This is a genomic window from Microbacterium sp., assembly GCF_041641055.1.
Lineage (GTDB): Bacteria > Actinomycetota > Actinomycetes > Actinomycetales > Microbacteriaceae > Microbacterium.
Genome location: NZ_JBEPZB010000004.1, coordinates 23,473 through 49,117, shown reverse-complemented (window position 1 = coordinate 49,117; position 25,645 = coordinate 23,473). Strand labels below are relative to the sequence as shown.

Sequence of the window (25,645 nt, the reverse complement as noted above, 5' to 3'; positions counted from 1 at the left end):
GGGCCGCGCTCGAACGTTACGGTTTCCCGGGTCGGATCGTGAGGGTCGTCACGGTGGCGAGGTGGTCGCTCTCGCCGACTCGGGTGGTCGTCGACCCGAGTACGTCCGCGCCGCGCACGAAGACCTGGTCGATCCGGGCGAGGGGGAGTGCTGCGGGCCAGGTGAAGCCCAGCGTGCCGTCGGTCGGCCTCACCCAGTCGAGCTGGGCGCGGATCGGGCCGAGCGCGGGATCGGCGGATGCGGCGTTGAAGTCGCCGACCACCACGACCGACGGGGCCGCATCCGTCGAGACGGCGTCGGCGATGCCGGAGAGCATGAGGTCGCGATCGTGCTGCTGCCCCGGGCGCACCGATGCCGCATGCATGACGTAAACGGCGACCTCGGCGTCCGGTGCGTCGACGACGACTCGCAGAGCGCGCTTCCAGTCCAGCCCGAGCGTCAGCGGCTGCGCGTCCGAGAGGGGGAAGCGGCTCCACAGCGCGACCGTGCCGACCGCGTACGAGTGCGGGTACTCGGCGGACAGCGTCTCGCTCGCGGCGGTCAGGCTGTCGCCGTCGAGTTCGGTCAGAGCGATGATGTCGGCCCCGGAGGCGGCGAGCTCCGCAGCTGAATCCGCGGCGCCGCCGGAGTGCGCACGCACGTTCTGGCTCACGACCGTGATCGACGGCGCGTCCGTTGCCGCGGCCGAGGCGAAGCCGGGAGCGGAGGGGGCGATCGCGAGCACCCAGAGCAGCGTCGGCACGAGCAGCACCACCAGGACCCGCCGCGCCACGACGAGTGCGACGACGACGAGGGCGAGCAGCGCGAGGCCGAGCCAGGGCAGGACCGCGGCGGCGGCCGTACCCACCGGGCCCGGGATCCAGGCGCACGAGATCGCGAGGATCAGGACGACCCCGGCGGAGGCGAGGACGCGCCCTGCACGCGCGTAGGAGCGTCGGCGGGTCGGGTGGTTCGTCGTGACGGCGATCGGGAGCTCCTCGGTGCAGGGCTCTCATTCTCGACGGCCGACCCTGTGTGCCCGCCGAACGCCGAAGCCGAACGTCGGAGCCGAACGTCGGAGCCGCATGTCGGAGCCGCATGTCGGAGCCGCATGCCGGAGAACGGGACACGGATGCCCCGAGCCGAAGCCCGGGGCATCCGAAAGGTCGTCGTGCGCTCGATCAGGCGCGAGCGGCCTCCGAGACGCGGCGGGCTGCGGCGAGTGCCTCGTCGAGATCGGCCTTGAGGTCGTCGACGTTCTCGATGCCGACCGACAGGCGGACGAGACCGGGAGTGACGCCCGCGGTGAGCTGCTGCTCAGGCGTGAGCTGCGCGTGCGTGGTGGACGCGGGGTGGATGACGAGCGAGCGCACGTCGCCGATGTTGGCGAGGTGGCTGAACAGAGACAGGCTGTTGACGAACTCACGACCGGCCTCGACGCCGCCCTTGAGCTCGAACGACAGCACCGCGCCGACGCCCTTGGGGGCGTACTCGTTCGCCTTCGCGTACCAGGGCGAGGAGGGCAGACCCGAGTAGTTCACCGACGCGACGTCGTCGCGACCGTCGAGCCACTCGGCGATCTCCTGGGCGTTCTGCACGTGGCGCTCGATGCGCAGCGACAGGGTCTCGATGCCCTGGATGAGGTTCCAGGCGCTCTGCGGCGCGATGGCCGAGCCGAGGTCGCGGAGCAGCTGCACGCGCGCCTTGATGATGTAGGCGAGCGGGTCTCCGACGGCGGCGGTGTAGCTGGCGCCGTGGTAGGAGGGGTCGGGCTCGGTCAGCCCGGGGAAGCGCTCGACGTTCTTCGACCACTCGAAGCTGCCGCCGTCGATGATCGCGCCGCCGATGGTCGTGCCGTGGCCGCCGAGGAACTTGGTGACGGAGTGCACGACGATGTCGGCGCCGTGCTCGAAGGGCCGGATCAGGTACGGGGTCGCGATCGTGTTGTCGACGATCAGGGGGACACCGCCCTGGTGGGCCACGTCTGCGACGGTGCGGATGTCGAGGATGTTGATCTGCGGGTTGCCGATCGTCTCCGCGAAGAAGAGCTTCGTGTTCGGACGCAGCGCGCGGCGCCATTCCTCGGGGTCGTCCTGGTTCTCGACGAACGTGACCTCGATGCCGAGCTTCGCGAGCGTGTACTTGAACAGGTTGTACGTGCCGCCGTAGATCGAGCTCGACGAGACGATGTGGTCGCCGGCCTGGGCGATGTTGAGGACCGCGAACGTCGACGCCGCCTGGCCACTGGCGAGGACGAGAGCGCCGGTGCCCCCCTCCAGTGCCGCGAGGCGCTGCTCCAGGACATCCTGGGTCGGATTCTGGATGCGGGTGTAGATGTTGCCGAACTCCGCGAGGGCGAACAGGTTCGCCGCGTGGTCCGCGCTGTCGAACACGTACGACGTGGTCTGGTAGATCGGCGTCGCGCGGGCCTTGGTCACGGGGTCGGGAGCGGCGCCGGAGTGGATCTGCTTGGTCTCGAAGCGCCAGGTCTCGGGTGCGGACATGTGTTCCCCCTGCAACGGTTGGAAGGTCGGTGCGACTGATGTCGTTGCATGCGACAGTACGGAATATCGCTTGCTGTCAACAGCGGGTGGGAAATGTGACGTAACAGACCGCAGTCGCGCGAGGGGGCGGATGCGCCCCCGACGACTCACGCCTGGGCGAGCAGCGCGGCGGCCCAGCGGCGCGCGACGACGAAGGGCTCTGCGAACGTGGTCATCCCGACCGTGACGATCGCGCCCTCGTAGAGCAGCATCATCGCCTGCGCGGAGGCGTGAGGATCCGGCAGCCCCGCCTCGGTGCAGAGCTCCTCGAACACGCCGAGCAGCCAGAGCTTCTGACGGGAGACCTCGGGGAACACGGGATGGTCGTCCGTGCCGTCGGCGATCTCGGCGCGCGCGTTGATCGCGCTGCATCCCTTGGGGCTGTTCGCGTCCGACCAGCTGATCGCGGCGTCGAAGATCGCGAGCACGCGTTCGATCCCCGGCTCGGGGACGAGTGCGAGCTGCTGGGCCACGCGCTCGCGCCATCGGGCATCGCGATGCTGCAGATACGCGACGACGAGCGCCTCCTTCGAGCCGAACCGGTCGTACAGCGTCTTCTTGGTGACGCCGGCGGCCTCGGCGATCGTGTCGACGCCCACGGCGTGGATGCCGCGCTCGTAGAACAGCCGCGATGCGGCGTCGAGGACCCGCCGCCCACCGGGGGTGAGGGGCGCGAGTTCCGGAACGGGCTGGGGCATGACCTCGACTATACCAGTCTGTATAGTCGTGGTCATGAGTAAACAGATCGGTCTACTTCGGGTCGCCGTGACGGTGGCTGCCGCAGCGGCGTTCATCGTCTCGTGGAGCTCGGGGTTCATCATCCCGGCGTTCGCGACGGTCGACGTCTCTCCGCTCACCCTGCTGGTATGGAGATTCGTGCCGCTCGCCGCGCTGCTGGTCGCGGTCACGCTCGTGTCGGGAGCCGTGAGGGGCGTCACGGCCCACGAGCTGCGGGTGCAGGCGGCGATCGGCGTGTTCGCGCAGTTCGGCTACTGCGTGGCGGTGTACGGCGCGGTGGCCGCCGGCATCGCGACCGGCACCGTCGCCCTGATCGATGCCGTCCAGCCGCTCGTGGTGGCGGTGCTGGTCGGCCCCATCCTCGGGCTGCGGGTGCGCGGCGCGCAGTGGGCGGGCCTGGGCGTCGGCGCCGTCGGGGTCCTGCTCGTCGTGCGTTCGCAGTTCGGCTCGTCGGATGCCCCGGTGCAGGCGTACGCACTGCCCGTCATCGCGATGGCGTGTCTGATCCTCGGCACGTTCGTGCAGCGGAGGTCGCCGGTGAAGACCGGTGTGCTCGTGACTCTCACCATCCACGTGACCGTCACGGCGGTGCTGCTGCTCGCAATGGCCGCAGCGACCGGGACGCTGGTGCCGCCGGCATCCGGCTCGTTCTGGCTCGCGGTGACGTTGACCGCGGTCTTCCCCACGGTGATCGCCTACGGGCTGTACTGGTGGCTGCTGCGCCGAGTCGGCATCACCGCGCTGCAGGCGCTCCTCTTCCTCATGGCGCCCGCGACGTCCCTGGCCGGCGCTCTGCTGCTCGGCGAGCCGATGACCGCGGTCACGGTCGCCGGGTTCGTCCTGTGCGGGATCGGGGTCGGACTCGTGCTCGCAGGAGAGCCGAGGGGGAGCGTGCGGGCAGCGCAGTCGACCGGATGACCGGGGGCGACGACCCGGGCGGGGGAGCGGCGTTTCGGTGCGGAACATCGTACGGTGGAGGCATGGTGAACAGGCGTGCAGTGGTGACCGGAGCCAGCTCGGGAATCGGGGAGGCGACGGTGCGTGCCCTCCGCTCTCGCGGGTGGGGCGTCGTCGGAGTCGCTCGGCGCGAGTCCCGGTTGGCGGCGCTCGCCGCCGAGACCGGAGCCTCGGCGGTCGCGTGCGACCTCACGGACCCGGAGGCGGTCGCGGCGCTCATCACGGAGCTCGAGGCCTCGGGGCCTGTGCACGCGCTCGTGCAGGTCGCCGGCGGCGCGCGCGGCACGGACCGGATCGAGAACGCATCGACCGAGGACTGGCAGTGGATGTACGACGCCAACGTGCTCGCCAGCCAGCGACTCGTCGCGGGACTCCTGCCGCTGTTGAGGCGCGCGGCTGCTGCGGACGGGCATGCGGACACGGTGTTCGTGACCTCGACCGCCGCGCAGGTGGCCTACCCGGGTGGTGGCGGGTACAACGCCGCGAAGGCCGCGCAGGCGATGCTGGTGCACGCGCTGCGCCTGGAGCTGAACGGCGAGCCCATCCGCGTGGCCGAGATCGCCCCGGGGATGGTGCACACCGAGGAGTTCACCCTGAACCGTCTGGGCGGTGACGCGGTCGCCGCCGAGGCCGTCTACTCGGGCGTCGAGGCGCCGCTGCGCGCCGAGGACGTCGCGGACGTCATCGCCTATGCGCTGGACGCCCCCGCGCACGTCAACCTCGACCTCATCACGATGCGCCCGGTCGCCCAGTCCGCGAACCACCTGCTCGCGCGGGGTCCGCTGCGCGTGCGTCCGATCGACTGAGCATGGGGCCGCGGACTCTCGCCGAGCTCGCCGTCGACGGTCTGATCGATCAGGAGTGGGCCGAGGCGCTGGCGCCGGCGCAGCAGACGATCAGCGCGCTGGGCGATCGACTGCGCGAGGAGCAGGCGGCCGGTCGCGGTTACCTCCCGGCCGGCGATCACGTGCTGCGCGCCTTCGCGCGCCCGATGTCCGACGTCAAGGTCCTCATCACCGGTCAGGATCCGTATCCGACGCCCGGGCATCCCATCGGACTCTCGTTCGCCGTCGACCGGGACGTGCGTCCCCTGCCGCGCAGCCTCGGCAACATCTACCGCGAGCTGGAGAGCGACCTGGGCATCCCGCCGGCACCTCACGGCGATCTGACCTCCTGGAGCGATCAGGGCGTCCTGCTGCTGAATCGGGTGCTCACGGTGCGCCCCGGCGAGGCAGGCTCCCACCGCCGTTGGGGATGGGAGCAGGTGACCGAACTCGCCATCCGCGCTCTCGTGGCGCGGGATCGGCCGCTCGTCGCCATCCTGTGGGGCAAGGATGCCGGCAACCTGCAGCCGCTCCTCGGGAGCACGCCGGTGATCGCCTCCGCGCATCCGTCTCCGCTGTCCGCCAGCCGGGGGTTCTTCGGTTCGCGGCCCTTCTCCCGGGCCAATGCCCTGCTGGAAGGTCTCGGTGTCGATCCGATCGACTGGCGCATCCGCGACAGCTCGCCTCTAAGCTGAGCGCATGCAGTTCGAGCCCGGTGATCGCCGCCGTGTGCTGCCGCGCCATCTGCGCCCGCAGCAGCAGCCCGACGTGTTCTCGTACTCGATCCGCCCGGCCAGGGCAGGTGATCTGCCCTATGTGCGCGAGATCTACAACCACTTCGTCAGCAACTCGGTCGTGACGCTCGACGAGCGTCGCAGCAGTATCCCGTACTGGCGGGACAAGTTCGCGCTGCTGAACAGGCTCGGACTGCCCTTCCTCGTCGCGGTGTCGCCGACCGGAGTGGTGATCGGCTACGCACTGGCCCAGCCCTGGGCGGGCAAGAACGCCTACCGGTACACGGTCGAGGACTCGATCTACCTCGGCCCCGGTGCGGGCGGCAAAGGCCTGGGTGCGGCTCTGCTCCAGGCGCTCATCGACGCGTGCGAGCAGCTCGGCATCCGTGAGATGGTCGCCGTGATCAGCGACACCAAAGCGGACGCGTCGATCCGCCTGCACGCCAAGCTCGGTTTCGTGGAGGCGGGCCGCATGGGTCGGGTCGGGCACAAGTTCGGCCGGGACCTCGGCACCGTCTACATGCGGCGCGCGCTGCGTCCGACACGTCGACGCAGATTCTTCGGCGCGGGCTCAGGTCGCTGACCGGGCTCAGGCCGGGGGAGCGGGGATGACAGGGATCGCGGCGAGCAGCGCCTTCGTGTAGTCCTGCGTCGGGTGCAGCAGCACATCACGCGTCGATCCGCGTTCGACGATGGTGCCGTCCTTCATCACGACGACCGTGTCGCAGAGGTTCTGCACCACTCCGATGTCGTGCGAGACGAGCACGAGCGTGAGGTCGGTGGTGCGTCGCAGTTCGATGAGCAGCTCGAGGATCTGCGCACGCACCGTCACGTCCAGTGCCGACAGCGGCTCGTCTCCCACGAGGATTCGCGGACGGTGCGCGATCGCCCTCGCCAAAGCGATGCGCTGGCGCTGACCACCGGAGAACTCGTGCGGGTACCGGCCGGCCATGTCGGGCTCGAGGCCGACCTGCGCCAGCACCTCGCGGACCCTGGCGCGGTGATCGCCGGGGATGTCCAGCGCCCACAGGGGTTCGCGGATGATCTGCTCCGCCGTCATCCGGGGATCCAGCGAGGCATAAGGATCCTGGAACACCAGCCCGGTCTGACGTCGCAGCCAATGCAGCGAGCGAGCGGATGCGGACGCATCCACCGTCCTGCCATCGACGGTGACCGTGCCGGAGGTCGGTCGGTCAAGACCCAGCACGAGCCGGATGAGAGTGGACTTCCCTGAGCCGGACTCGCCGATGATGCCGAGGGACGACCCTTCGGCGATGTCGAGATCGGTCTCGGCCAGGGCGGTCTGCGTGCGGGCACGAGCGGCGGAGGAGCGCTGCGGGACGACGAAGTCACGCCGGAGCGACCGTGCCTCGATCAGGTTCATCGGTGTCCTCCGTCCGGCCGCCACAGAGTCGCGGTGGCATCCCGGAGCAGGCCCTGGGTGATCGGCGACGTCGGCGCGCTCAGCAGGGTGGACACCGGTGCGGCTTCGACCACGTGCCCGTCCTCGAGGACCACCCCCTGCGTCGCGACCTGCGCGAGCACGGCCAGATCGTGCGTGATGAACACGAGCGACATGCCCTGCTCCTCGACGAGGCTCAGCAGAAGCGACAGGATCTCGGCCTGGATCGTGACGTCCAGCGCGGTCGTCGGCTCATCCGCGATGAGCAGACGGGGTCGGCAGGCCAGCGCCATCGCGATCGCCACACGCTGCCGCTGCCCGCCGGAGAGCTGGTGCGGATATCGGTCGACGATCGACTCCGGGTCGGGCAGCCGCACGCGCGCGGCCTCCTGGACGGCGCGCGCCCGTGCGTCCCGGCGGCCGATCCCCTCGTGGATCCGGATCGACTCCGCGATCTGCCTGCCCACGGTGCGGATGGGGTTGAGCGCCGTGCGCGGCTCCTGGAAGACGATGCCGATCTCGTCCCCCCGGAGTCGAGCGAGCTCACGATCCGGCATCCCGATCAGCTCCGTGCCGTTCCAGCGGATGCTGCCGCTCGCGATCGCCCCCTCAGGAAGGAGGCCGAGCACGGCGAGCGCCGTCAGCGACTTGCCGGAGCCGGACTCGCCGATCAGCCCCAGTCGGGTGCCGTCCGGCACCTCGAAGGAGATGCCGTCCACGACAGGGCGTCCGTCGATCCGGACGACGAGGTCGTTCACCTCGAGGCTCATGCGATCACCGCCGGGGTGTGGACCTCGGCCGCGCGGTGGCGCAGCGTCGGATCGGTGGCTTCGCGTAGGCCGTCGCCGAGGAGGTTGAGCGCCAGCACGGTGATCGTGATGGCGAGACCGGGCCAGATCACCGAGAGCGGATGCACGCCGATGTAGCGCTGCAGGTCGGCGAGCAGCAGCCCCCAGCTCGGCTCGACGACCGATGCTCCGAAGCCGAGGTACGAGAGCCCTGCCTCGGCGAGCACGGCGACCGCCATCGACCACGAGAGCTGGACGATGAACACCGGGGCGACGTTGGGGAGGAGATGATGGCGCAGACTCTGCCCTGCGGTGAGCCCGGAGGCCCTGGCCGCGAGCACGAAGTCGCTCTGCTGCACCCGTCGCAGTTCCGGCCGGGTGACTCTGGCGATGTTCACGCCGAACCCGATTCCCACCGACCAGATCACGACCCAGAGCGAACCGCCCCAGACCGAGGAGATCATCATGGCGATCAGGAGCACGGGGAACGCGATCAGGATGTCGACCAGCACGGCCACCGTCTCCCGCAGCCAGCGTGCGGTGAGCGCGCCGAGAGCTGCGAGCGCGATCCCGACGAGCGTCGCCACGATGCCGGCTCCCACGCTGACGAGGACGGTCGTCCTGGCACCGGCCATGAGCAGGCTCAGGATGTCGCGGCCGGTGTCGTCGGTGCCGAGCAGATGGGGCCAGCTCGGGATCGCCCAGCGGTTGCGGACGTCGGACTCCTGCGGGTCGAACGGCGTCCACACCAGTGAGACGAGCGCGGTCACCGCGATGATCGCGACGACGATCAGCCCGAACCGCCCGGTGGCGGTGCGCCAGAGTCTCGACAGCCAGCCGGGCATCAGGCCTCCCTCTGCCGCGGGTCGACGGCACGGTGGATGAGATCGACCACGAAGCCCACCACGAGCACGAAACCGGTGAGCACCAGCAGCTCGCTCTGCACCTTGATCAGGTCGCGCGTGCCGACGTCGGCGACCAGCATCCGTCCGATCCCGGGGAGCGTGAACAGCTGCTCGATCACGACGGAGCCGACGATGATCCCCGCGATCTGCAGCCCCAGGACCGTGATGATGGACAGTCCGACGGCGGGGATGCCGTGCGAGATCAGCGCGCGGGTGCGGGTGAGTCCCTTCGCCGCGGCCGTTCGCACGAAGTCCTGTCCTGCCGCCTGCAGGGTCGCGCTGCGCACGAAGCGCATCAGCATGGCCCCCTCGACGATGCCGATCGTGAGAGCGGGGAGGAGGAGCGATTCGATGGCCTTGCCCGGCGTGCTCCACCCGGTGCGCGGGAAGCCCTGCGGGGGGAGCCAGCCGAGCCACACCGAGAACACGACGATGAGCATCATCCCCGCCCAGACGACCGGCACCGCCGCGAGGGCCTGAGCGCCGACACTGAGTGCCGTGCCGACGCGTCCGCCGCGCCGGAGGGCTGCGAGGATGCCGAAGGGCACGGCGATGAGCACGGCGATCAGCAGAGCCATGATGCCCAGGGGCACGGTCACCTGGGCTTTGAGCAGCAGTTCCTCGCCGACGGATGCGCCGGAGAGGAGCGAGGTGCCGAGATCCCCGCGGAAGATGCCGCCGATCCACTCCGCGTACTGCGCGGGCAGGGGACGGTCGAGTCCGAGGGACTCACGCAGCGCCGCGACCTCGGAGGGGGAGGCCTGCGTCCCGGCGATCAGCTGGGCGACGTCGCCGGGGAAGACGCGCAGCGTCAGGAAGATCACGACGCTCGACACGAGGAGCCCTGCGATGAGCAGGGCTCCTCGGACGAGCGCATAGCGGATCACGACGTGCGCGTCATCACTTCTCGGTGGCGACGGTGACGCCGGCCAGGTTGATGCGCGAGTTGATCGAGTCCTCGGGGAATCCCGCGACGAGGGGGCTCACCGCCGTGATGGTCGCACCGTTGTACAGCCAGTCCGCGGCGTGGTCCTCCGAGACGATCCGCGCGGCCTCGGCGAGGAGATCCGCGGACTTGTCGGGGTCGACCTCGGCGAGGGCCTCGGTGTAGAGGTCCTGCACCTCGGCGTTGTCGTAACCGAAGTAGTAGTCCGGGTTCGCGAAGTTGCCGAAGTCGCGCGGCTCGACGTGCAGCACGAAGCTCAGGTCGTAGTCGTGGTTGGTGTAGACGTCCTCGAGCCATGTCGGGAACTCGACCGAGTCCACCTTGAGGGTGACGCCGACCTTCTGGAAGTCGGAGATGAGCACCTTCGGCACGGTCGTGCCGTAGAAGCTCGGGATCGTGAGGGTGAGCTCGAGATCCTCCTGGCCGGCCTCGGCGAGGAGCTCCTTCGCCTTCTCGGGGTCGTAGGAGATCACATCGGAGAGGTCCTCGTAGCCGGGGTCGAGCTCCGGGATCGGGCCGTAGAGGGTGGCGCCGGCGCCGACCGCCTCGACCAGGCCCTCGTGATCGATCGCCAGACGCAGGGCCTCGCGGACCTTGACGTCGTCGAGGGGTGCCTTGGCGTTGTTGAACGCGAGCGTCGCCTTGTCGGTGGTGCGGCCGGTGGTGAGGGTGAAGTCGCCGGAGTCCTCGAGCTGAGGCGCGAGGTTCGGGTCGACGGCGGTCAGCACCTGCACGCCGCCGTCGAGCGCGGTGTTCACGCCGGCGGTGAAGTCGGGGATGTACTGGAACTCGACCTCTGCCACGCCGGCCGGCTCGCCCCAGTACGCCTCGTTGCGGGCGAACGTGATGGAGCTGCCCTTGTTCCAGCGTGTCAGGGTGAAGGGCCCCGTGCCGTTCTCGGCGGTCTTGAGGTCCGTCTTGTCGCCCTTCTGGAAGACGAGTCCGGCCGGGCCTGTCAGCGCGAAGAGGAAGTTCTGGTTCGGCTCGGTGAGCACGATCTGCACGGTCGTCGCATCCGGCGCGCTGATGGAGGCGATCGAGGCGAACTCGGCGTTGCCCTGCAGGGTGGCATCGGTGCGGACCGCTTCGTAGGACGCGACGACGTCGGCGGAGGTGAGCGCCGTGCCGCTGTGGAACGTGACCCCGTCGTTGAGGGTGAAGGAGTAGGTGAGCCCGTCCTCCGACACCTCGTAGTCCGAGGCCAGGCGCGGTTCGATCTCGTTCTCCTGAGAGCGGCTGACGAGCCCCTCGTAGATGTTGTCGATCAGGATCTGCTCGAGGGCCGCGCCGCTCGTGTGGCGGATGTCGAGGTTGGTGGGTTCGAGGACCAGTCCGACCTGGAGCGTCGCATCGGGGTCGGGCTCGCCCACCGGCTCTGTGGCCACGGGTGCGGAGCCGCCGGAGCAGGCGCTGAGGACGATGGCGCTCGCCGCGATCGCGGAGATCAGCGCGAGTCGTCGCGTACGTCGGAACATGGGGTGATTCCTCTCGGTGCGGCAGTTGCTGTGTGCCGGTGGGTCGAGCCTAGGGATGTCTCGGGTGGGTCGGGCGGAGTGTGGAACGGAACGTCACAATCCGTGGCTGGCGATTCGGGATCCGATCAGGGCGGCGAGTTCTGCGGGTGCGGTCTCCTGGACGTTGTGCGTGGCCTGCATCGCCACGACCCGCGCCTCGGGAAGGCGTCGGGCGAACTCGTCCGCGTCCGCTGCGGTGACGAACCCGGCGGTCGCCCGCACGAGGGTCACCGGGGCTGCGACCTGTGCGAGGTCCTCCCATCCGGTGGCGTGCAGCGCTGAGGGAGCGGCGTCGTCGCCGGGGTGGTGGGCGGCCAGAGTCTGGGCGGCGAGGTGTGCGAAGTGGTGCTTCCACTCGATCCGGCCGTCCTCGCGGCGGCGCGTGTTGAGGAACACCCCTCGCTCGGTGTCGGCGCGCGCGCCGCCGAACCCGAATGCGATCGCCCGATCCACAAGCTCGTCCCTGGTGGCGAAGTCGGTCGGTCCCGCGTAGAACTCGCGGAGTGCGGCCGGGCCCGCCGAGGTGTCGATGCCGGGGGTGATGTCGACGACGACGAGCTCGGCGACGAGGTCGGGGCGCGCTGCGGCGAGGGCAGCTCCCGTCAGTCCGCCGAGAGACTGGCCGACGATCAACTGCGGCTCCGTGGTCCAGGCATCCAGCGCCGCTGCGACGTCGGTCGCGAGCGTGCGCGGGCTGTAGTCGGCGTCGCTCCGCCACGAGGAGTCACCGTGACCTGCGAGGTCGATCGACAGGACCGGCTGCCGCAGAGCGATGACGGTCGTGTCCCAGGTGTGGGCATTGAGGCCCGCACCGTGGAGGAGGGTGATCCGTGGTGTGCCGTCACCGAAGCGCAGGCCGCTCACCCGACGTCCGTCGGGAAGGGTCAGCAGCACCCGCTCGGCGGACGGGACCGGTGCTCCCATCGCCTCGGCCTGTGCGGGAAGATAGCTGAACTCGCTCTTGTCGATCGCCACATCCATATTCTGCTCTTGTTTCCGGAGCGGGCGGCAACTCGGGAGCATAAAGCCAAGCCCATTGCGCACATCACTTGTCCTTCAGCGCACCCTGCTTCTTGATTTCTGCGCTATCTGCATTCCACGACCGCGCGCCGTACTCGACGCCATGCCTCTGCGACGCAATAACATGGAGTCATGAGCGAGAAGCGCGTGCACCTCTCCAAGACCGAGCCGGCGGCCTATCAGGCGCTCGACGCATTCGCGCGGACCGTCGGCGACATCTGCGCCGCGAACGGCATCGACGATCGCCTCAAGGAGATCGTGATGATCCACTGCTCCCAGCTCAACGGCTGCAGCTACTGCACCCGACTGCACGTGGACAGGGCGCTCAAAGCCGGACTCGACACGGACACGCTCATGCAGATCGCCACCTGGCGGGAGAGCGACGTGTTCACCGAGCGGGAGGAAGCTGCGCTCGAACTCGCCGAGGCCTTCACCTTCATCTCCGAGGAGGGGATCTCCGACGAGGTCTACGACCGCGTGGGCGGCATCCTCACCGAGAAGGAGTACGCCGCCCTGAGCTGGGCGTGCATCTCCATTAACGCGTTCAACCGCGTCGTGATCGCCGGTCGCTATCCGGTACCGCCGCGCGTGCCCCAGGCGCAGGCATGAGCGTCCTCGACGTCGACGGCGTCAACAACTTCCGCGACGTGGGCGGTCTGCCGGCGGAAGGCGGACGTATCCGCTCCGGCATCCTGCTGCGGTCGGGTCAGCTCTCCGGCGCCACCACGGCGGGTGTGAACGAGGTGCGCCGACGCGTCGCCCACATCGTCGACCTGCGCGACGGCGAGGAGGTCGCGGCCGAGCCGACGGAGATCGAAGGCCCCGAGACCACCCACCTCCCGCTCTTCCTGGGATCGGTCCGGTCGTTCTTCGAGACGGACACGAGTCTCGAAGACCTCTATCTGCATCTCCTCGAGGAGAGTGGCGAGCGGCTGGTCGCGGCCATCCGGATCATCGCCGCCGGCGAGCCGACTCTGGTGCACTGCACGGTCGGCAAGGACCGCACCGGGGTGACCGTCGCCCTCGCGCTCGCGGCGGTCGGCACCGACCGTGAGGCGATCATCGAGGACTACGCGCTCACCGAGTCGCTGCTGCCGGCCGAGAGATCGCGGCGGATCGCCGCCTACCTGAGGTCCCAGCACCCCGAGGCGGTGCACGCCGTCGCCCTCGCCACGCAGTCGCCCGCGCCCGTGATGCGCGCGCTGCTCGACGGTGTCGACCGCCGGTGGGGTTCGGCCGCGGGCTACCTGCGGGCGAACGGGATGACGGACGAGGAGCTCGACGCGCTCCGGGTTGCTCTCGTCGAACCAATCCTCGAGCAAGGTTAGGCAACCCTTCATGTGATGTATGATGGATGCATCATGGAGACGTTCCTCGAGACCCGCAGCACGCGCGCTGAGCGCCGTGCCGCGCGGCGTCGCGCACACCATCTGGTGACCGCTGACGAGCACTCGCTCGCCGAACTGGAAGCCTTCCTGGCGACGCTCCCGCTGTGCGCCTCCGGGCGCATCTTCATCGAGGTCGCTGACGCGTCCGACATCGGCGTGATCGAGGCTCCGGGCCGGATGACCGTCACCTGGCTCGCACGAGCCCAGCGCTCGGGTGCTCCCGGAACGGGTCGCGCCTGCGCGCCCGGACAGGCCATCGCCCGCGCGACGTGCGCCTGGGCCGACGAGATGCTGTGCGATGACGAGCTGGAGACCCACGTGACGCTGCTCGGCGGCTACCTCGGCACGGCCGACATCGTCGAGCACCTCACCGGCACCCTCGAGATCCAGCCGTCGCAGATCTACGCGCCCGAGCGGTTCGGACTTCTTCCCGCCGAGCGCTGAGCGCCTCCGCGTCGCACGTAGTTGCCGTCCTCGAGTCCCGCCTCGATCTCGAAGCGGTTGCGCAGCGGGTCGCGACCCGCGAAGAGGTACAGCACCGGCAGCAGGATGCCGTAACGCAGCCACTGCGCCTTGTGCACGGCTTCGTGCCTGAGCACGGCGTCGCTCGGGCGCTGGTCGCCCGTCAGGAAGCAGCCGCCGACGCAGACTCCGCCGCGGTTGAAGGTCCAGTCGGGCATTCCTCGGAACACCCAGAGCCCACTCCGTCGCTCGATCGGGCCCGTGCTCCACAGTGAGCCCCAGACCCAGCCGACGGCGGTGCCCCACCAGTAACCGGCACGGCTGATCGGCGAACGGAGCAGGAACGAGGGGATGCGACGGTCGAGACGTCGACCGCGGGCGAGCGCCTGATCTGCGGCCGGACGCCAGTCTGGCGCGTTCACGCGACTGCTCCGACGAGTCGCAGCAGTGCTCCGAGGTCGTCGACGGCGTCGGCGGGTGAGCGGGGCGCGAAGCCGGCGATCGTGGCTCCGGCCAGCGGCACACGGGTGCGGAGGGCGCGGAGGGCGGCGCTCAGCGTCGCCGGCGAGAGGCCGAAGGGGGAGGGGGAGGAGACGCCGGTGATCTCCGCGGGATCAAGGACGTCGACGTCGACGTGCACCCAGACGCGGGACGCGCCGGTCCGCTCGACCGCGTCCGCAAGAGCGTCGGCGTCATCGAGGTCGGCGACGGAGAGTGCCGTGAGACCGTCGAGAGCGCTGATCTCTTCATCCTCGAGTGTGCGCATTCCCACGGTCACGACGCGGTCGCGGGCGATTCCGGGGGCGAGGGCGAGCTGCGGCTCCCCGTCGCCCAGGACCGCACGAAGCGCCATGCCGGAGAAGGCGCCGGACGGCGAGGTGTCCGGCACGTGCATGTCGCCATGAGCGTCGCACCACACGACGGCGAGGTCGTCTGTACCTCCGGGGAGCGCGGCGAGGGCGGCCACGGTCACACTGCAGTCGCCGCCGACCACCACGGTGTCGGCGGTCATGCTCGCCTCCACCAGCTCGCGGGTGCGCAGCAGGGCGCTGAGACGGCGCACGCCGGTGCCCAGCGACTCACCCGCCTCGACGGGGACGTCGAGCACGGTGGTCGCGCTGCGCGGAAGGTCGCCGGCGATCGCCGAGGCGCCGTCGACGAGGAGCATGGCCCGAGCGGCAGGGGAGCCCTGCCACTGCGGGACGACGAGGAATCGCACCATCGGTGCCTCCAGCTGGAAAAGAGCGGATGCCCCGGACACGGCGGTCCGGGGCATCCGACTGTGGGTCAGGAGCCTTCGATGGCCTGACGGGGTGCTGCTCCGCCGGACTTCAGTTCGGCGAGGCGTGCCTCGACCTCGGTGAGCTCGCCGAGGTCCTCCAGGCTCTCGAACTGGGCGTCGAGGCTGGACGCGGCCAGCTCGATCTTGCCCTGGGCGAGCGCCTCCTGTCGACGGACCTTGTCCTCGAAGCGACCGAGTTCGCTGGTCGGGTCCAGGACGTTGATCGACGAGACCGCGTCCTGCACCTTGGTCTGCGCCTCGGCGACCTTGGCGCGGGCGAGAAGTTCGCTGCGCTTGTTCTTCAGCTCGCCGAGCTTGTCCTTCATGCCGTTCAGGCCGGACTTGAGCTTGTCGACGATCTCGGTCTGCGCCGCGATCTGCGGCTCGGCGCCGGTCGCCTCGCGCTCGGCGCTGATCTGACGCTGGAGGGCGATCTTGGCGAGGTTGTCGAACTTGTCGGCATCCGCCGCGTCGCCGGTGGCGCGCATCTCATCGGCCTTGCGGCTGGCGGCGAGGGCCTTGTTGCCCCACTCGGTCGCGGCCTGCACGTCTTCCTCGTGGTCGCGCTCGAGCAGACGCAGGTTGCCGATGGTCTCGGCGATGGCCGACTCGGCATCCGCGATGCTGTTGGTGTAGTCGCGGACGAGCTGGTCGATCATCTTCTGCGGGTCTTCCGCAGAGTCCAGGAGCGAGTTGATGTTCGCGCGGACGAGGGTGGAGATACGTCCGAAGATGGACTGCTTGGTCATGCGTGGTTCCTTTCAGAGGGTCGGAATCGATGTCTGTGAGTCGTGTGTGCGGTTCAGAAGCGTCGTCCTCCCGAGCGTCCGCTGCGGCCGCTCGATCGGCCGCCGCCACCGAAGCCGGAGCTGCGGAACCCGCCGCCGCCGCTGGAACGCCAGCTGCTGCTGCGAGACGAGCGTCCGCCACCGCCGCCACCGGAGAGCAGTCCGCCGATGATGCCGCCGAGGATGTCGCCGCCGAGACCGGAGCCGCCGCCGGAGCTGCCGCCGCCGCCGAAGATGCCGCCGCCACCGCCCCATCCGTCGCTCTCGTATCGGCTGGGGTTCATCGCCGCGACGTCGGCCTGGGCCGAGGAGGTGGCCTGTCGGACGAGTTCGAGGGCCCGCCCTGCTTCGGTGAGCGCCGCCTCCGGCTGGGAGGAGCGCAGCCCGAGTGCCTGGGTGAGGGTGCTCTCGGCCTGGGAGAGGCGAGTGCGCGCGGTGGATCCGACGGTGCCGCGTCGTGTCTCGATGTACTCCCTTGCCGCACGGATCTCCGACTCGGCCTGAGCGAGCGTCTGCTCGAGCATCTGCTGCACGCGACGCGCGCGTTCGACCGCCTGAGTGCCCTGGGCGATCGCGGCGTCGATCTGCGTGTTCGCGGCCGTGAGCGCGTCGAGGACCCGGCGCGGGCTGCGAGCCGATCCCGTGAGAGACGCCTGCGCCTGCTGCAGCTGCTGAGCGGTCGCGGCCGCCACAGGCGCGATCGTGCCGCTCTCGTCCGGCAGCTGCTGCGCCGCGGCGACGTCGGCCTGCAGCTCGGCGATCAGAGCCTGCGCCTGGGATTCGATGGCCACGAGCTCCGACCCGAGGGCGGTGATCGCCTGCACGAGCTGCCCGGCCTGCGCGACCGACTGCTCCGCCGTGCGGATGGCGAAGGCCGCCTCGCCGGTGCGACCGGCGGTGATCGCCGCCCTGGCCGCCTCGATGGAGCGGTCGGCCAGGGCCGCGCGCTCCCGTGCCTGCGCGGGGTTGTCGACGACGGTGGAGAGCTCTGCGGCGTCGAAGGTCGTGGAGAGGGCGGCGAGGGCGGGCTCGGCGCCGGCCAGCACGCCGTCGAGGGCCTGTCGCTCCTGCGCGACGCGTTCGAGCTCCTGAGGTGCGTTCTGCTCGAGCTTGCGCAGCGCGTCGAACGCGTCGGCGTTCCGGTCGAGGACCTCGTCGATCTCGTCGCAGATCTGGATGATGCGGATGTGCCAGGCGCGGCGGTCGTGGACGGTGTCCTCGATCTCATCGTCGAGCTTCTGCTTGAGGTCGAACGCCTCGGACATCCTGGCCTTCGCCGTCTCGATCGCTCCGCTGAACTCGGCGGTCGCCGGTTCGCCGAACTGCGCCACCGCGAAGCCGAGCTCCTCACGGCTGGACGTGATCGCATCGTCCGCCTGCACGAGCGCCGCCCCGGCCTGGGTCTCGACCTGCTCGTCGGTGAGGGTGGAGAACGGGTCGTTCGGGTCGGGCTGCTCAGGCATCGCACCGCGCCGGCGGATCTCGGCGTTGCGTCGAGCCCGCCGGACGAGCGCGATGACGAGCCAGACGATGAGCCCCAGCGCGATGACTCCCACCGCGATGAGGGTGGCGCGCAGAGCGCCGGCCCCGCCGTCGCCCTGGATCTCGTCGGCGGCGAGGGTGATCATGCCTGCCCAGTCGTCGTCGGCCGCCAGCCCCTGGATCTTCTCCTCGACGTCGTCGAGCTTGCCGTCGCTCAGCGGGCCGTCCGGCGCCGCGGAGATGTAGTAGCTGCGTCCCTCGACCGCGACGGCGAGCAAATACTGCTCGGATCCGAGGTTGTTCGCCTCTGCGACCGTGTCCGCCCAGGCGACGCTGTCGGAGGGGGAGGAGAAGTCATCGACGAGGACCACGAACAGGTCGGCGGACGAATCGTCGCTGAGGGTCTGCAACCGCGCCTCGACGGCATCCTCTTCGCTCGCGCTGAGCACACCCGCGTCATCGGTCACGTAGCCGGAGTCCAACGTCACCGGGTCCGTCGCGGAGGCCGCCGACACCGAGACGAGTCCGGTGGCCGCAGCCACTGCGAGTGCGGTCAGCGTCAGCCACCGTGTCTTCATCGTGATCCCTCCGACCGGCAGCCGAGCCCCATGGCACGAGTCTATGCACAGAGGCCGACACGCGACAGCTTCCAGGCGGGGATAGGCGTTCGCCCTCAGCGGAGACACATACGCTGGAAGGCATGGACGACAGGTACGGATCGGATGTGCTCGCGGCGGGATGGCGGGAGCGAGCGGCGAAGCCCGTGCCGCAGGTCGCCGCCGAGCTCGACCTGGTCGTGGAGGTCGCGGAGGACGGATACTGCGGTGCCGTCACCCGGGTGCAGGGCGGCACCGTCGAGCTCGAGGATCGTCGAGGCCGCAAGCGGCTCTTCCCCCTCGGCGGGGGCTTCCTGATCGACGGCTCTCCGGTGCGGCTGACGGTGCCGACGCCCCGAGAGCAGGGCGCGAGGCGAACGGCATCCGGCTCCTTCGCGGTCGCCGATCAACGTGCCCGCGTGGCGCTCCCCAGCCGCATCCTCGTGGAGGGCAAGCACGACGCCGAGCTGGTCGAGAAGGTGTGGGGCGCTGACCTGCGCGTCGAGGGCGTGGTGGTCGAGTTCCTGCAGGGCGTCGACCTGCTCGACGAGCTGCTCGCCGCCGAGCCCCCGACCGCCGCGCGACGCTACGGTGTGCTCGTCGACCACCTCGTCCCCGGATCGAAGGAGTCGAGGGTCGCCGAGGCCGTCGCCCGTGGGCCGCACGGGCGTCATGTGAAGATCGTCGGGCATCCCTTCGTCGACGTGTGGCAGTGCGTCACGCCCCGGGCGCTCGGCATCGCCCGGTGGCCGGAGATCCCGCGCGGAACGGACTGGAAGACCGGCATCTGCCGTGCATTCGGCTGGCCCTACGAGACGCAGGCCGACACCGGGCGGGCCTGGCAGCACATCCTGTCGAAGGTGCACACCTATCGCGACCTCGAGCCGGCGCTGCTGGGCCGGGTCGAGGAGCTCATCGACTTCGTCACCGCTCCGGCCGGCTGAGTCGCAGATCCGACCGGCTGAGGAGCCGGCGGTCGGTGGCGTCCCGCCTCGCCGACTACCCTGGATCCATGCCCGAACCCCGCACCTTCCGCGACGAACCGGTGTCGTTCGTGCGCCGTAGCGGCCGGATGTCGGATGCGCAGGAGCGCGCCTTCGACGAGCTCGGCCCGCACTACCTGCTCGACGTCCCCCGCGACGTCGCCTGGACCTCGGTGCACCCCGAGGCCCGGCTCGACCCGGCCGTCGAGTACGGCCGGGAGGCCGACCTCTACGTCGAGATCGGCTCTGGTCAGGGGCACGCCATCGTGTCTGCCGCCTCGTCGCGCCCCGCTGACGACTTCCTCGCCGTGGAGGTCTTCCGGGCGGGTCTCGCCCGTACGATGCTCGACGCCGATCGCGAAGGCGCCCGCAATCTGCGGGTCGTCGAGGCGAACGCGCCGGAGGTGCTCTCGTCGTACCTGCCGGAGGCCGCGGCCGCCGAGGTCTGGATCTTCTTCCCCGATCCGTGGCACAAGAAGAAGCACACCAAGCGCCGCCTCGTGCGGCAGGGCTTCGGCACCACCGCCGCCCGCGCCCTGCGCGACGGCGGCCTGCTGCGTCTGGCCACGGACTGGGAGGAGTACGCGGTGCAGATGCGTGAGGTGCTCGACGCCGACCCGCTGTTCGAGCGAGCCTTCGAGGGCGAGTGGGCTGACCGGTTCGAGGGCCGGGTCATGACCGCCTTCGAGCGCAAGGGGATCGCGAAGGGCCGCGACATCCGCGATCTCGTGTATCGGCGGAAGTCGCGCGCGTGACCACGGCGCAGCGCACGTCGACGACGTGGCCCGCCGTGGTGCCTGCGCTGCTGGTGTGCGCTGCGGCGCCGGCGTTCTTCGTCGTGCAGATCGCCTGGCTCGGGTGGGCGCTGCTGGCTCTCGGAATCGCAGGCGCCTGGCTCGTCGAGCGCCGCTCGCCCGCCGCACCCGACCAGACCGTGCGCGTCGGCGCCAGGAGAGACACGGCGCACGTCATCGGAGTCCGCCGGCAGCCGTCGCTCACCCGCGATCTCTCCCTGATCGCTCTCGGCATGCTGATCGTGTCGATCATCCCGCTGGCGGCAGAACTCGACAACCTCGCGATGCTGCGCTTCACGCTCGCCCTCGGCGGTGCCGTGGTGGTGCCCTACGTCGTCTCCCGCTTCGTGTACCGCGACAGGGCGATCGGCTTCCCCTGGCGCGCACACCGCCGCTGGGGGCGGCTGCAGTGGGGCTGGCTCGTGGCCGTCCTGGTGCTCGGCTGGCTGATCCTGCCGTTCTACTTCATCACCAGCGGCGTCTACCAGAACTGGCCTGTCGTCGACTCGCCCGACCTCATCGCCCGGCTGTTCGTCGGAGTGGGGGCGGTCGGCATCTGGGACGAGCTGTTCTTCATCTGCACGGTGTTCGCGCTGCTGCGTCGGCACTTCCCGGATGCGCTCGCGAACGTGCTGCAGATGATCGTGTTCGTCTCGTTCCTCTGGGAGCTCGGATACCGCGAGTGGGGGCCGCTCCTGACGATCCCGTTCGCGCTGCTGCAGGGGTTCATCTTCATGCGGACGCACTCACTGGCCTACGTCGTGACGGTGCACCTGCTGTTCGACGCCGTCGTCTTCGGCGTGCTCGTGCACGCGCACAACCCGGGCCTGCTGCCGATCTTCCTCATCTAGCGGGTCCCGCGCCGATACGATCGAGGCATGCTCATCGTCGGACTCGTCCTCGCCGCGGCCGCTGCCGCCTTCCACGTCTTCATCTTCGCGCTCGAATCGCTCAAGTGGACGGAGCCCGAGACCCGCAAGATCTTCGGCGTCGCGAGTGAGGCGGATGCCGTGACCATGAAGGCGCTCGCCTTCAACCAGGGCTTCTACAACCTGTTCCTGGCCCTCACCGCGCTCCTGGGCGTCGGTCTCGTCATCGTCGGCGCCACCACGGTCGGCGTGACCCTGGTGTTCGCCGGCACCGGCATGATGCTCGCGGCCGCACTGGTGCTCGTGCTCTCGGATCCCTCGAAGCTGCGCGCCGCAGCCATGCAGGGGACGCTGCCGCTGCTGGCCGTGATCGCCACCGCCGTCGGGGTCGCCACCGCCTGACGATCGGCACTCCCCGGTGGTCGCGAGCCGGTCCGAGGGGTGACAACCTCGCTGCCACCGGCCACACTCGTCTCATGGCCGAGTGGGTGCTGCATGTCGACATGGACCAGTTCATCGCCGCCGTCGAGGTGCTGCGACGTCCCGAGCTCGCCGGGCGCCCGGTGATCGTGGGCGGGCGCGGAGATCCGACCGAGCGCGCCGTGGTCTCGACGGCGTCGTACGAGGCGCGCGCCTTCGGCATCGGGTCGGGGATGCCGCTGAAGATCGCCGCACGCAAGGCGCCGGAGGATGCGGTGTTCCTGCCCGTCGATCATGAGGCCTATGAGTCGGCATCTGCCGAGGTCATGTCCGCCCTGCGTGCGCTGCCGGGTGTGGTGCTCGAGGTCGTCGGCTGGGACGAGTGCTTCCTCGGCGTGACGACGGACGACCCCGAGGCGGTCGCGCGGAGCGCCCAGGCCGCCGTCCTGGAGGCGACGGATCTGCACTGCTCCGTCGGGATCGGAGACAACAAGGTGCGGGCCAAGATCGCCACGGAGTTCGGCAAGCCGCGAGGCGTGTTCCGGCTCACTGCGGAGAACTGGTTCCCCGTGATGGGCGAGAAGCCGACCCGCGACCTCTGGGGCGTCGGGCCGAAGGTCCAGAAGCGACTGGCGGCCCACGGGATCACCACGGTCAGCGAACTCGCCGCAGCGGACGAGGCGCAGCTCGTCTCCGAGTTCGGCCCGCGCATGGGCGTCTGGTACCACGGCCTGGGATCAGGGCTCGGACCCGCCGTGGTCGACGACACCCCGTGGGTCGCGCGCAGTCACAGCCGCGAGACGACCTATCAGCAGAATCTCACGACCGCGAGCGAGGTGCAGGCCGCCGTGGCTGAGCTCGCCGGTCACGCCTTCGAGGACTGCCTGGCTGACGGCCGACCGGTCATGCGCGTCCATCTGAAGGTGCGATACGCCCCTTTCGAGACGAAGACCTTCGGGCGCAAGCTGGCAGCGCCGACGAACGATCGCGACGAGGTCATCGCCGCCGCCGTGGAGTTGAGCTCGACGCTGGACACGGAGCGAGAGGTGCGGCTGCTCGGAGTGCGGGCCGAGATGGTCATGCCCGAGGCCGGCGACTCGACGGAGCGCACCCCCGTCAGGGGCCGGATCTGAGGGCGATCACTCTCGGATGACCGCGGCGATCGCGCTCACCTCGATCAGTGCCCCCGGCACGCCGAGACCGGCCACGAGCGCGGCGGTCACGAGCGGGGGAGCACCGTCGCGTGCGAGCGTCGAGGCGACAGCGCCGTAGGCGGCGCGCAGATCGGCATCCTGGTGGATGTAGATGGTCCAGCTGATGACGTCGTCGAGGCCCGCGCCGGCTGATTCGAGGGCGAGACGAGCGTTCTGGACGGCGCGGAGCGACTGCTCGGCGGCGTCCGTCGAGACGAGCGCGCCGGTCTCGTCGACGCCGTTCTGGCCGCCGATGTGGATCGTCGTCGCGCCGGGCGGCACGACGGCGACGTGGCTGAAGGCGGGACTCGCGACGAGTCCCGCCGGCTGTGTCAGGGTGATCTCCATGGGTGCAGTGTGCACCCCGCCACGGACATCCGCGACGGGGTGCACACCGGCGATGGGGGTGGACCCGGTGCCCACCCCCATCCGGGTCAGCCGACCTTCTTGACCGTGTAGCGGAACACGTCGGTGCGCAGCACCTCTCCCGAGGTCTTCACGACCTCGATCGTGTGCTCCTTGTCATTGAGGCCCGAGACGGTGAACAGCTCCTGGTTCGAGAGGCGCGACCCGCTGTGGGTGTCGACGCTCTCCACCTTCTTGCCGTCGATGTAGACATCGACCGTGCCCTGGTCGGGCCCCTTCGGTGCGATCCAGGCGACGCCGGTGCCTCGGAACGTGAACGACGCCGAGGCGCCGTCGACGGTCGTGGCGTGCACGTCATCGAGGTGATCGCCGACGAAGCCGAAGTCGAGGATCGCGTCTCCGACCGGGAGCGTCGCCAGGTACGACGACGTCAGCGTGACGGTGCTGCCGGACAGCGTGTAGTCGGCATCCCGCTCGAGAGCCTCGCCTGCGAGGCTGATCGACGCGAGTCCGCTCGGGTCCCGCAGCAGGTCGACCGAGACGTCGGCCGGCGCCGCCTTGTTGAAGGCACCGGACGTCGTGCTCAACTGGCTGTCGAGGGTGACGACCAGCTTGTCCAGCAGCATGAACGAACCCGACTTCTTCACCACACGGAGGGTGTGGCTTCCGCTGGGCAGATCGGCGACGCTGTACACGACCTGCTGGGACAGGCGCCCGTCCGCCGCAGGGAGCGAGGTGTCGACCGTGTCGACGAGCTGACCGTCGAGGTAGACCTCCACCTCGCCCTGCGACTCGTGCTTCTCGGTGACGTACTGGATGCCGGTCCCCTGGAAGCTGTACTCGAAGGCGGCGCCGTTCGTCTCGGCGTAGTGCACGTCGTCGCCGTGATCGCCGAGCCCGCGGTTGTTGCTGTCGCCCCACGATCCGCTGTAGCCGATGCGCGAGTCGTCGTCGTTCAGGGTCACGGTGAGACCGGTGGCAGGCGGCGTCGGGGTGCCTCCGCCCGGTGTGTCGGTGACCGCCACGGTGAACGGCTGCGAGGTGGCCGGCACCTCGTAGCCGCCGTTGCGCGTCCAGTCGCCGTCGTAGCCGACGCGGAGCGAGTCGTCGTTGACGGTCAGCGACGCCTGCTTCGCCGGGGTGACCTTGAGCAGACGCACACCGTGGATCGGCACGCTCTCGGCGGTGAACCCCTCGGCCTCCGTGCCGAGGTTCTTGGCGGCCCAGAGGTCGCGGACCTTCGCCGACCCGTCGAGCCCGATGTCGGACCAGTCGACGGTGATGTCGGCGTCGGCGCGGCCGAGGTTGTACAGGGCGACGGTGTAGGTGCCGTCCGGGTTGAGCGCGTACCAGACCTGCTGCTTCGTCGCGGTCGAGACGGGACGTGCAGGGACACCCGCCTGGTTGACGGCGATGACCTCGCGGTTCGTGATGAGGTCGAGGCCGTACTCGTCGAGGTTCGTGAGGTCGTTGCCGAGGTACATCGGCGCGGCCGAGGTCGCCCACAGCGTCGTGGCCGTGCGCCGCTCGTCGCGGGTGAGCCCGTCCATCTTGCCGTTGCCGACGTTGAGCGAGTCGAGGTCGTTCCATCCGGCGGGGCCGGCGTGACGCCACCAGTCCGAGAGCCGCGGGAACAGGCGCGCGACGTTCTCCCAGGTGGTCAGCGCCTCGTCGCCGCAGTAGCACTCGACATCCCAGTCGATCCGCCACCCGTCCGCGTACTGCTTCCAGTAGTCGGCGTACTCGATGTCGACCGCCCAGGAGAGCTCGAACCAGATGTCGTTGCGCTCGAGCGCACGGGACCAGGCGGCGACCTCCTCGCGCGCGTCCATCGAGAGGTCGCTCACTCCGGAACCAGGGGTCACGCTGTCGAACTTGATGAAGTCGACGCCCCACTCGCCGAGCAGGTCGGCGATCGAGTCGATGTACTTCGTCGTGCAGGGGTTGTCGAAGTCGAGACGGTATCCGTAGCCCCAGTAGTCGCCCTGCTGCAGCGGCTGCTTGAGCAGGTTCTCCGTCGTGCATCCGGGAGCGCCGTGGATGGGGAGGGCCTTCTGCGCCGTCTCCAGGCTCATCCCGGGGATCAGGTACAGACCCACCTTCTGCCCGTTGTCGTGCACGTGGTCGATCACCGCATCCAGGCCGTCCGGGAACAGCGTGGTGCTGGGGATCGGGCGGCCGTACTCGTCCTGACCGCCGTTCCATCCGGCGTCGATGTTGATGTAGTCGTACCCGAACTTCTGCAGCTTCGCGTGCATGGCGTCGGACTGCGCCATGATCTGGTCGGCCGTGATCCACTGGCCGCCCTCGTAGACCTGCATGCTGTAGCTGCTCCAGCCCATGTACGGCGCCGCGGAGAGCTCGGAGATGCCGTCGTCATCCGCGTCCCGGGGAGCTGCTTCCTTCGCCTCCTTCGCGGGCGGTGCCTGGTCGGGGGTGGCCGACGCCGTCGGCTCGGGCGTCGGAGTCTCCTGCGCCGGGGTCTCCGGCGCCGGAGTCTCCGGTGCGGGGGTGGGGGTGGACGTGGCGTCGGGTGCCGGGGTGGCGTCCGGCGTCGCCACGGTCGCCCAGGTCGCGCCGGGGGCGAGACTGAGGACGAGCGCGGTCGCGGCGAGTGCCGCGGTGACCGTGGCTCGCCTTCTCTGTCGATGGGTCTTCATTGCATTCCTCTC

Annotated in this window: 27 protein-coding genes; 12 read left to right on the top strand and 15 right to left on the bottom strand. The window is 69.8% G+C overall.

Annotated features, from left to right (window positions below):
- Positions 1 to 16: 16 nt before the first annotated feature.
- From ACESK8_RS03765 to ACESK8_RS03755, 3 genes are all read right to left on the bottom strand, one after another.
- Positions 17 to 847: an endonuclease/exonuclease/phosphatase family protein gene (locus ACESK8_RS03765; RefSeq protein ID WP_372967331.1), complete on the bottom strand. Its 831-nt coding sequence runs from the start codon at positions 845 to 847 to the stop codon at positions 17 to 19.
- A gap of 313 nt (positions 848 to 1,160) precedes the next feature.
- Positions 1,161 to 2,483, bottom strand: coding sequence for a bifunctional o-acetylhomoserine/o-acetylserine sulfhydrylase (locus tag ACESK8_RS03760; RefSeq protein ID WP_372967330.1), 1,323 nt, complete (start codon positions 2,481 to 2,483; stop codon positions 1,161 to 1,163).
- A 146-nt stretch (positions 2,484 to 2,629) separates the two neighbouring features.
- Positions 2,630 to 3,220: a TetR/AcrR family transcriptional regulator gene (locus tag ACESK8_RS03755; RefSeq protein WP_372967329.1), complete on the bottom strand. Its 591-nt coding sequence runs from the start codon at positions 3,218 to 3,220 to the stop codon at positions 2,630 to 2,632.
- Positions 3,221 to 3,254: 34 nt separating this feature from the next.
- On the opposite strand from ACESK8_RS03755, the gene ACESK8_RS03750 reads away from it, so the two are divergent.
- The 4 genes from ACESK8_RS03750 to ACESK8_RS03735 all read left to right on the top strand — a co-directional run bounded on the left by ACESK8_RS03750 (position 3,255) and on the right by ACESK8_RS03735 (position 6,358).
- Positions 3,255 to 4,178, top strand: coding sequence for a DMT family transporter (locus ACESK8_RS03750; RefSeq protein ID WP_372967328.1), 924 nt, complete (start codon positions 3,255 to 3,257; stop codon positions 4,176 to 4,178).
- 62 nt (positions 4,179 to 4,240) lie between these two features.
- A complete protein-coding gene (locus ACESK8_RS03745; protein ID WP_372967327.1) occupies positions 4,241 to 5,023 on the top strand; it encodes an SDR family oxidoreductase in 783 nt (260 codons plus the stop codon).
- 2 nt (positions 5,024 to 5,025) lie between these two features.
- Entirely contained in the window at positions 5,026 to 5,736 is a 711-nt protein-coding gene (locus ACESK8_RS03740) for a uracil-DNA glycosylase (protein WP_372967326.1), read from the top strand.
- Positions 5,737 to 5,740: 4 nt separating this feature from the next.
- Positions 5,741 to 6,358: an N-acetyltransferase family protein gene (locus ACESK8_RS03735; protein WP_372967325.1), complete on the top strand. Its 618-nt coding sequence runs from the start codon at positions 5,741 to 5,743 to the stop codon at positions 6,356 to 6,358.
- Positions 6,359 to 6,364: 6 nt separating this feature from the next.
- Here the strand turns inward: ACESK8_RS03735 and ACESK8_RS03730 are convergent, their stop codons facing one another.
- From ACESK8_RS03730 to ACESK8_RS03705, 6 genes are all read right to left on the bottom strand, one after another.
- The gene (locus ACESK8_RS03730) at positions 6,365 to 7,159 is read right to left on the bottom strand and encodes an ABC transporter ATP-binding protein (protein WP_372967324.1); all 795 of its coding nucleotides are present in this window, start codon (positions 7,157 to 7,159) and stop codon (positions 6,365 to 6,367) included.
- Positions 7,156 to 7,947 (bottom strand): ATP-binding cassette domain-containing protein, encoded by a 792-nt coding sequence (locus ACESK8_RS03725; protein ID WP_372967323.1) that lies wholly within the window; start codon positions 7,945 to 7,947, stop codon positions 7,156 to 7,158. Before ACESK8_RS03725 ends, ACESK8_RS03730 begins: the two co-directional genes overlap by 4 nt.
- Positions 7,944 to 8,810 (bottom strand): ABC transporter permease, encoded by an 867-nt coding sequence (locus ACESK8_RS03720; RefSeq protein ID WP_372967322.1) that lies wholly within the window; start codon positions 8,808 to 8,810, stop codon positions 7,944 to 7,946. The genes ACESK8_RS03725 and ACESK8_RS03720 overlap by 4 nt, the downstream gene beginning before the upstream one ends.
- Complete coding sequence (locus ACESK8_RS03715) at positions 8,810 to 9,757, bottom strand: ABC transporter permease (protein WP_372967321.1); 948 nt, start codon at positions 9,755 to 9,757, stop codon at positions 8,810 to 8,812. The genes ACESK8_RS03720 and ACESK8_RS03715 overlap by 1 nt, the downstream gene beginning before the upstream one ends.
- Positions 9,758 to 9,770: 13 nt before the next feature.
- Positions 9,771 to 11,291, bottom strand: a complete 1,521-nt coding sequence (locus tag ACESK8_RS03710) for an ABC transporter substrate-binding protein (protein ID WP_372967320.1) — start codon at positions 11,289 to 11,291, stop codon at positions 9,771 to 9,773.
- 93 nt (positions 11,292 to 11,384) lie between these two features.
- The gene (locus ACESK8_RS03705; RefSeq protein WP_372967319.1) at positions 11,385 to 12,311 is read right to left on the bottom strand and encodes an alpha/beta fold hydrolase; all 927 of its coding nucleotides are present in this window, start codon (positions 12,309 to 12,311) and stop codon (positions 11,385 to 11,387) included.
- Positions 12,312 to 12,482: 171 nt separating this feature from the next.
- On the opposite strand from ACESK8_RS03705, the gene ACESK8_RS03700 reads away from it, so the two are divergent.
- The 3 genes from ACESK8_RS03700 to ACESK8_RS03690 are packed head-to-tail and all read left to right on the top strand — an operon-like array spanning position 12,483 to position 14,182.
- Positions 12,483 to 12,959: a carboxymuconolactone decarboxylase family protein gene (locus ACESK8_RS03700; RefSeq protein ID WP_372967318.1), complete on the top strand. Its 477-nt coding sequence runs from the start codon at positions 12,483 to 12,485 to the stop codon at positions 12,957 to 12,959.
- Positions 12,956 to 13,678 (top strand): tyrosine-protein phosphatase, encoded by a 723-nt coding sequence (locus ACESK8_RS03695; RefSeq protein WP_372967317.1) that lies wholly within the window; start codon positions 12,956 to 12,958, stop codon positions 13,676 to 13,678. The genes ACESK8_RS03700 and ACESK8_RS03695 overlap by 4 nt, the downstream gene beginning before the upstream one ends.
- A gap of 15 nt (positions 13,679 to 13,693) precedes the next feature.
- Positions 13,694 to 14,182 carry an SIP domain-containing protein gene (locus ACESK8_RS03690; RefSeq protein ID WP_372967316.1) on the top strand — a complete coding sequence of 163 codons (489 nt, stop codon included), beginning with the start codon at positions 13,694 to 13,696 and terminating at the stop codon, positions 14,180 to 14,182.
- Here ACESK8_RS03690 and ACESK8_RS03685 read toward each other — a convergent pair.
- The 4 genes from ACESK8_RS03685 to ACESK8_RS03670 all read right to left on the bottom strand — a co-directional run bounded on the left by ACESK8_RS03685 (position 14,140) and on the right by ACESK8_RS03670 (position 18,330).
- Positions 14,140 to 14,622, bottom strand: coding sequence for a Fe-S oxidoreductase (locus ACESK8_RS03685; RefSeq protein WP_372967315.1), 483 nt, complete (start codon positions 14,620 to 14,622; stop codon positions 14,140 to 14,142). The two genes, ACESK8_RS03690 and ACESK8_RS03685, sit on opposite strands and share 43 nt — an antisense overlap.
- On the bottom strand, positions 14,619 to 15,422 hold the full coding sequence (locus ACESK8_RS03680; protein WP_372967447.1) for an arginase family protein: 804 nt from the start codon (positions 15,420 to 15,422) through the stop codon (positions 14,619 to 14,621). The genes ACESK8_RS03685 and ACESK8_RS03680 overlap by 4 nt, the downstream gene beginning before the upstream one ends.
- A gap of 65 nt (positions 15,423 to 15,487) precedes the next feature.
- Positions 15,488 to 16,231 carry a PspA/IM30 family protein gene (locus ACESK8_RS03675; RefSeq protein ID WP_060926553.1) on the bottom strand — a complete coding sequence of 248 codons (744 nt, stop codon included), beginning with the start codon at positions 16,229 to 16,231 and terminating at the stop codon, positions 15,488 to 15,490.
- Between the two features lie 53 nt (positions 16,232 to 16,284).
- Positions 16,285 to 18,330, bottom strand: a complete 2,046-nt coding sequence (locus ACESK8_RS03670; protein ID WP_372967314.1) for a TPM domain-containing protein — start codon at positions 18,328 to 18,330, stop codon at positions 16,285 to 16,287.
- A gap of 122 nt (positions 18,331 to 18,452) precedes the next feature.
- On the opposite strand from ACESK8_RS03670, the gene ACESK8_RS03665 reads away from it, so the two are divergent.
- The 5 genes from ACESK8_RS03665 (at position 18,453) to ACESK8_RS03645 (ending at position 22,547) form a co-directional block, all read left to right on the top strand.
- On the top strand, positions 18,453 to 19,292 hold the full coding sequence (locus ACESK8_RS03665; protein ID WP_372967313.1) for a DUF3097 domain-containing protein: 840 nt from the start codon (positions 18,453 to 18,455) through the stop codon (positions 19,290 to 19,292).
- Positions 19,293 to 19,360: 68 nt separating this feature from the next.
- Positions 19,361 to 20,086 carry a tRNA (guanosine(46)-N7)-methyltransferase TrmB gene (gene trmB / locus ACESK8_RS03660; protein ID WP_372967312.1) on the top strand — a complete coding sequence of 242 codons (726 nt, stop codon included), beginning with the start codon at positions 19,361 to 19,363 and terminating at the stop codon, positions 20,084 to 20,086.
- On the top strand, positions 20,083 to 20,976 hold the full coding sequence (locus tag ACESK8_RS03655) for a CPBP family intramembrane glutamic endopeptidase (protein ID WP_060926557.1): 894 nt from the start codon (positions 20,083 to 20,085) through the stop codon (positions 20,974 to 20,976). The genes trmB and ACESK8_RS03655 overlap by 4 nt, the downstream gene beginning before the upstream one ends.
- Before the next feature lie 27 nt (positions 20,977 to 21,003).
- On the top strand, positions 21,004 to 21,396 hold the full coding sequence (locus tag ACESK8_RS03650) for a DUF1304 domain-containing protein (protein WP_060926558.1): 393 nt from the start codon (positions 21,004 to 21,006) through the stop codon (positions 21,394 to 21,396).
- Between the two features lie 74 nt (positions 21,397 to 21,470).
- Complete coding sequence (locus ACESK8_RS03645) at positions 21,471 to 22,547, top strand: DNA polymerase IV (RefSeq protein ID WP_372967311.1); 1,077 nt, start codon at positions 21,471 to 21,473, stop codon at positions 22,545 to 22,547.
- 6 nt (positions 22,548 to 22,553) lie between these two features.
- On the opposite strand, the gene ACESK8_RS03640 is transcribed toward ACESK8_RS03645, so the two are convergent.
- Positions 22,554 to 22,955 carry a RidA family protein gene (locus ACESK8_RS03640; protein WP_372967310.1) on the bottom strand — a complete coding sequence of 134 codons (402 nt, stop codon included), beginning with the start codon at positions 22,953 to 22,955 and terminating at the stop codon, positions 22,554 to 22,556.
- An 86-nt stretch (positions 22,956 to 23,041) separates the two neighbouring features.
- The gene (locus ACESK8_RS03635) at positions 23,042 to 25,633 is read right to left on the bottom strand and encodes a X2-like carbohydrate binding domain-containing protein (RefSeq protein ID WP_372967309.1); all 2,592 of its coding nucleotides are present in this window, start codon (positions 25,631 to 25,633) and stop codon (positions 23,042 to 23,044) included.
- Positions 25,634 to 25,645: the final 12 nt, after the last annotated feature.

What these genes read in the sequence shown, in the direction of transcription:
- ACESK8_RS03760 (WP_372967330.1), bottom strand. Translation starts at nt 2,483, where the DNA reads ATGTCCGCACCCGAGACCTGGCGCTTCGAGACCAAGCAGATCCACTCC.
- ACESK8_RS03755 (WP_372967329.1), bottom strand. Translation starts at nt 3,220, where the DNA reads ATGCCCCAGCCCGTTCCGGAACTCGCGCCCCTCACCCCCGGTGGGCGG.
- ACESK8_RS03750 (WP_372967328.1), top strand. Translation starts at nt 3,255, where the DNA reads ATGAGTAAACAGATCGGTCTACTTCGGGTCGCCGTGACGGTGGCTGCC.
- ACESK8_RS03745 (WP_372967327.1), top strand. Translation starts at nt 4,241, where the DNA reads ATGGTGAACAGGCGTGCAGTGGTGACCGGAGCCAGCTCGGGAATCGGG.
- ACESK8_RS03740 (WP_372967326.1), top strand. Translation starts at nt 5,026, where the DNA reads ATGGGGCCGCGGACTCTCGCCGAGCTCGCCGTCGACGGTCTGATCGAT.
- ACESK8_RS03735 (WP_372967325.1), top strand. Translation starts at nt 5,741, where the DNA reads ATGCAGTTCGAGCCCGGTGATCGCCGCCGTGTGCTGCCGCGCCATCTG.
- ACESK8_RS03730 (WP_372967324.1), bottom strand. Translation starts at nt 7,159, where the DNA reads ATGAACCTGATCGAGGCACGGTCGCTCCGGCGTGACTTCGTCGTCCCG.
- ACESK8_RS03725 (WP_372967323.1), bottom strand. Translation starts at nt 7,947, where the DNA reads ATGAGCCTCGAGGTGAACGACCTCGTCGTCCGGATCGACGGACGCCCT.
- ACESK8_RS03720 (WP_372967322.1), bottom strand. Translation starts at nt 8,810, where the DNA reads ATGCCCGGCTGGCTGTCGAGACTCTGGCGCACCGCCACCGGGCGGTTC.
- ACESK8_RS03710 (WP_372967320.1), bottom strand. Translation starts at nt 11,291, where the DNA reads ATGTTCCGACGTACGCGACGACTCGCGCTGATCTCCGCGATCGCGGCG.
- ACESK8_RS03705 (WP_372967319.1), bottom strand. Translation starts at nt 12,311, where the DNA reads ATGGATGTGGCGATCGACAAGAGCGAGTTCAGCTATCTTCCCGCACAG.
- ACESK8_RS03700 (WP_372967318.1), top strand. Translation starts at nt 12,483, where the DNA reads ATGAGCGAGAAGCGCGTGCACCTCTCCAAGACCGAGCCGGCGGCCTAT.
- ACESK8_RS03695 (WP_372967317.1), top strand. Translation starts at nt 12,956, where the DNA reads ATGAGCGTCCTCGACGTCGACGGCGTCAACAACTTCCGCGACGTGGGC.
- ACESK8_RS03690 (WP_372967316.1), top strand. Translation starts at nt 13,694, where the DNA reads ATGTATGATGGATGCATCATGGAGACGTTCCTCGAGACCCGCAGCACG.
- ACESK8_RS03680 (WP_372967447.1), bottom strand. Translation starts at nt 15,422, where the DNA reads ATGGTGCGATTCCTCGTCGTCCCGCAGTGGCAGGGCTCCCCTGCCGCT.
- ACESK8_RS03675 (WP_060926553.1), bottom strand. Translation starts at nt 16,231, where the DNA reads ATGACCAAGCAGTCCATCTTCGGACGTATCTCCACCCTCGTCCGCGCG.
- ACESK8_RS03670 (WP_372967314.1), bottom strand. Translation starts at nt 18,330, where the DNA reads ATGAAGACACGGTGGCTGACGCTGACCGCACTCGCAGTGGCTGCGGCC.
- ACESK8_RS03665 (WP_372967313.1), top strand. Translation starts at nt 18,453, where the DNA reads ATGGACGACAGGTACGGATCGGATGTGCTCGCGGCGGGATGGCGGGAG.
- trmB (WP_372967312.1), top strand. Translation starts at nt 19,361, where the DNA reads ATGCCCGAACCCCGCACCTTCCGCGACGAACCGGTGTCGTTCGTGCGC.
- ACESK8_RS03650 (WP_060926558.1), top strand. Translation starts at nt 21,004, where the DNA reads ATGCTCATCGTCGGACTCGTCCTCGCCGCGGCCGCTGCCGCCTTCCAC.
- ACESK8_RS03645 (WP_372967311.1), top strand. Translation starts at nt 21,471, where the DNA reads ATGGCCGAGTGGGTGCTGCATGTCGACATGGACCAGTTCATCGCCGCC.
- ACESK8_RS03640 (WP_372967310.1), bottom strand. Translation starts at nt 22,955, where the DNA reads ATGGAGATCACCCTGACACAGCCGGCGGGACTCGTCGCGAGTCCCGCC.
- ACESK8_RS03635 (WP_372967309.1), bottom strand. Translation starts at nt 25,633, where the DNA reads ATGAAGACCCATCGACAGAGAAGGCGAGCCACGGTCACCGCGGCACTC.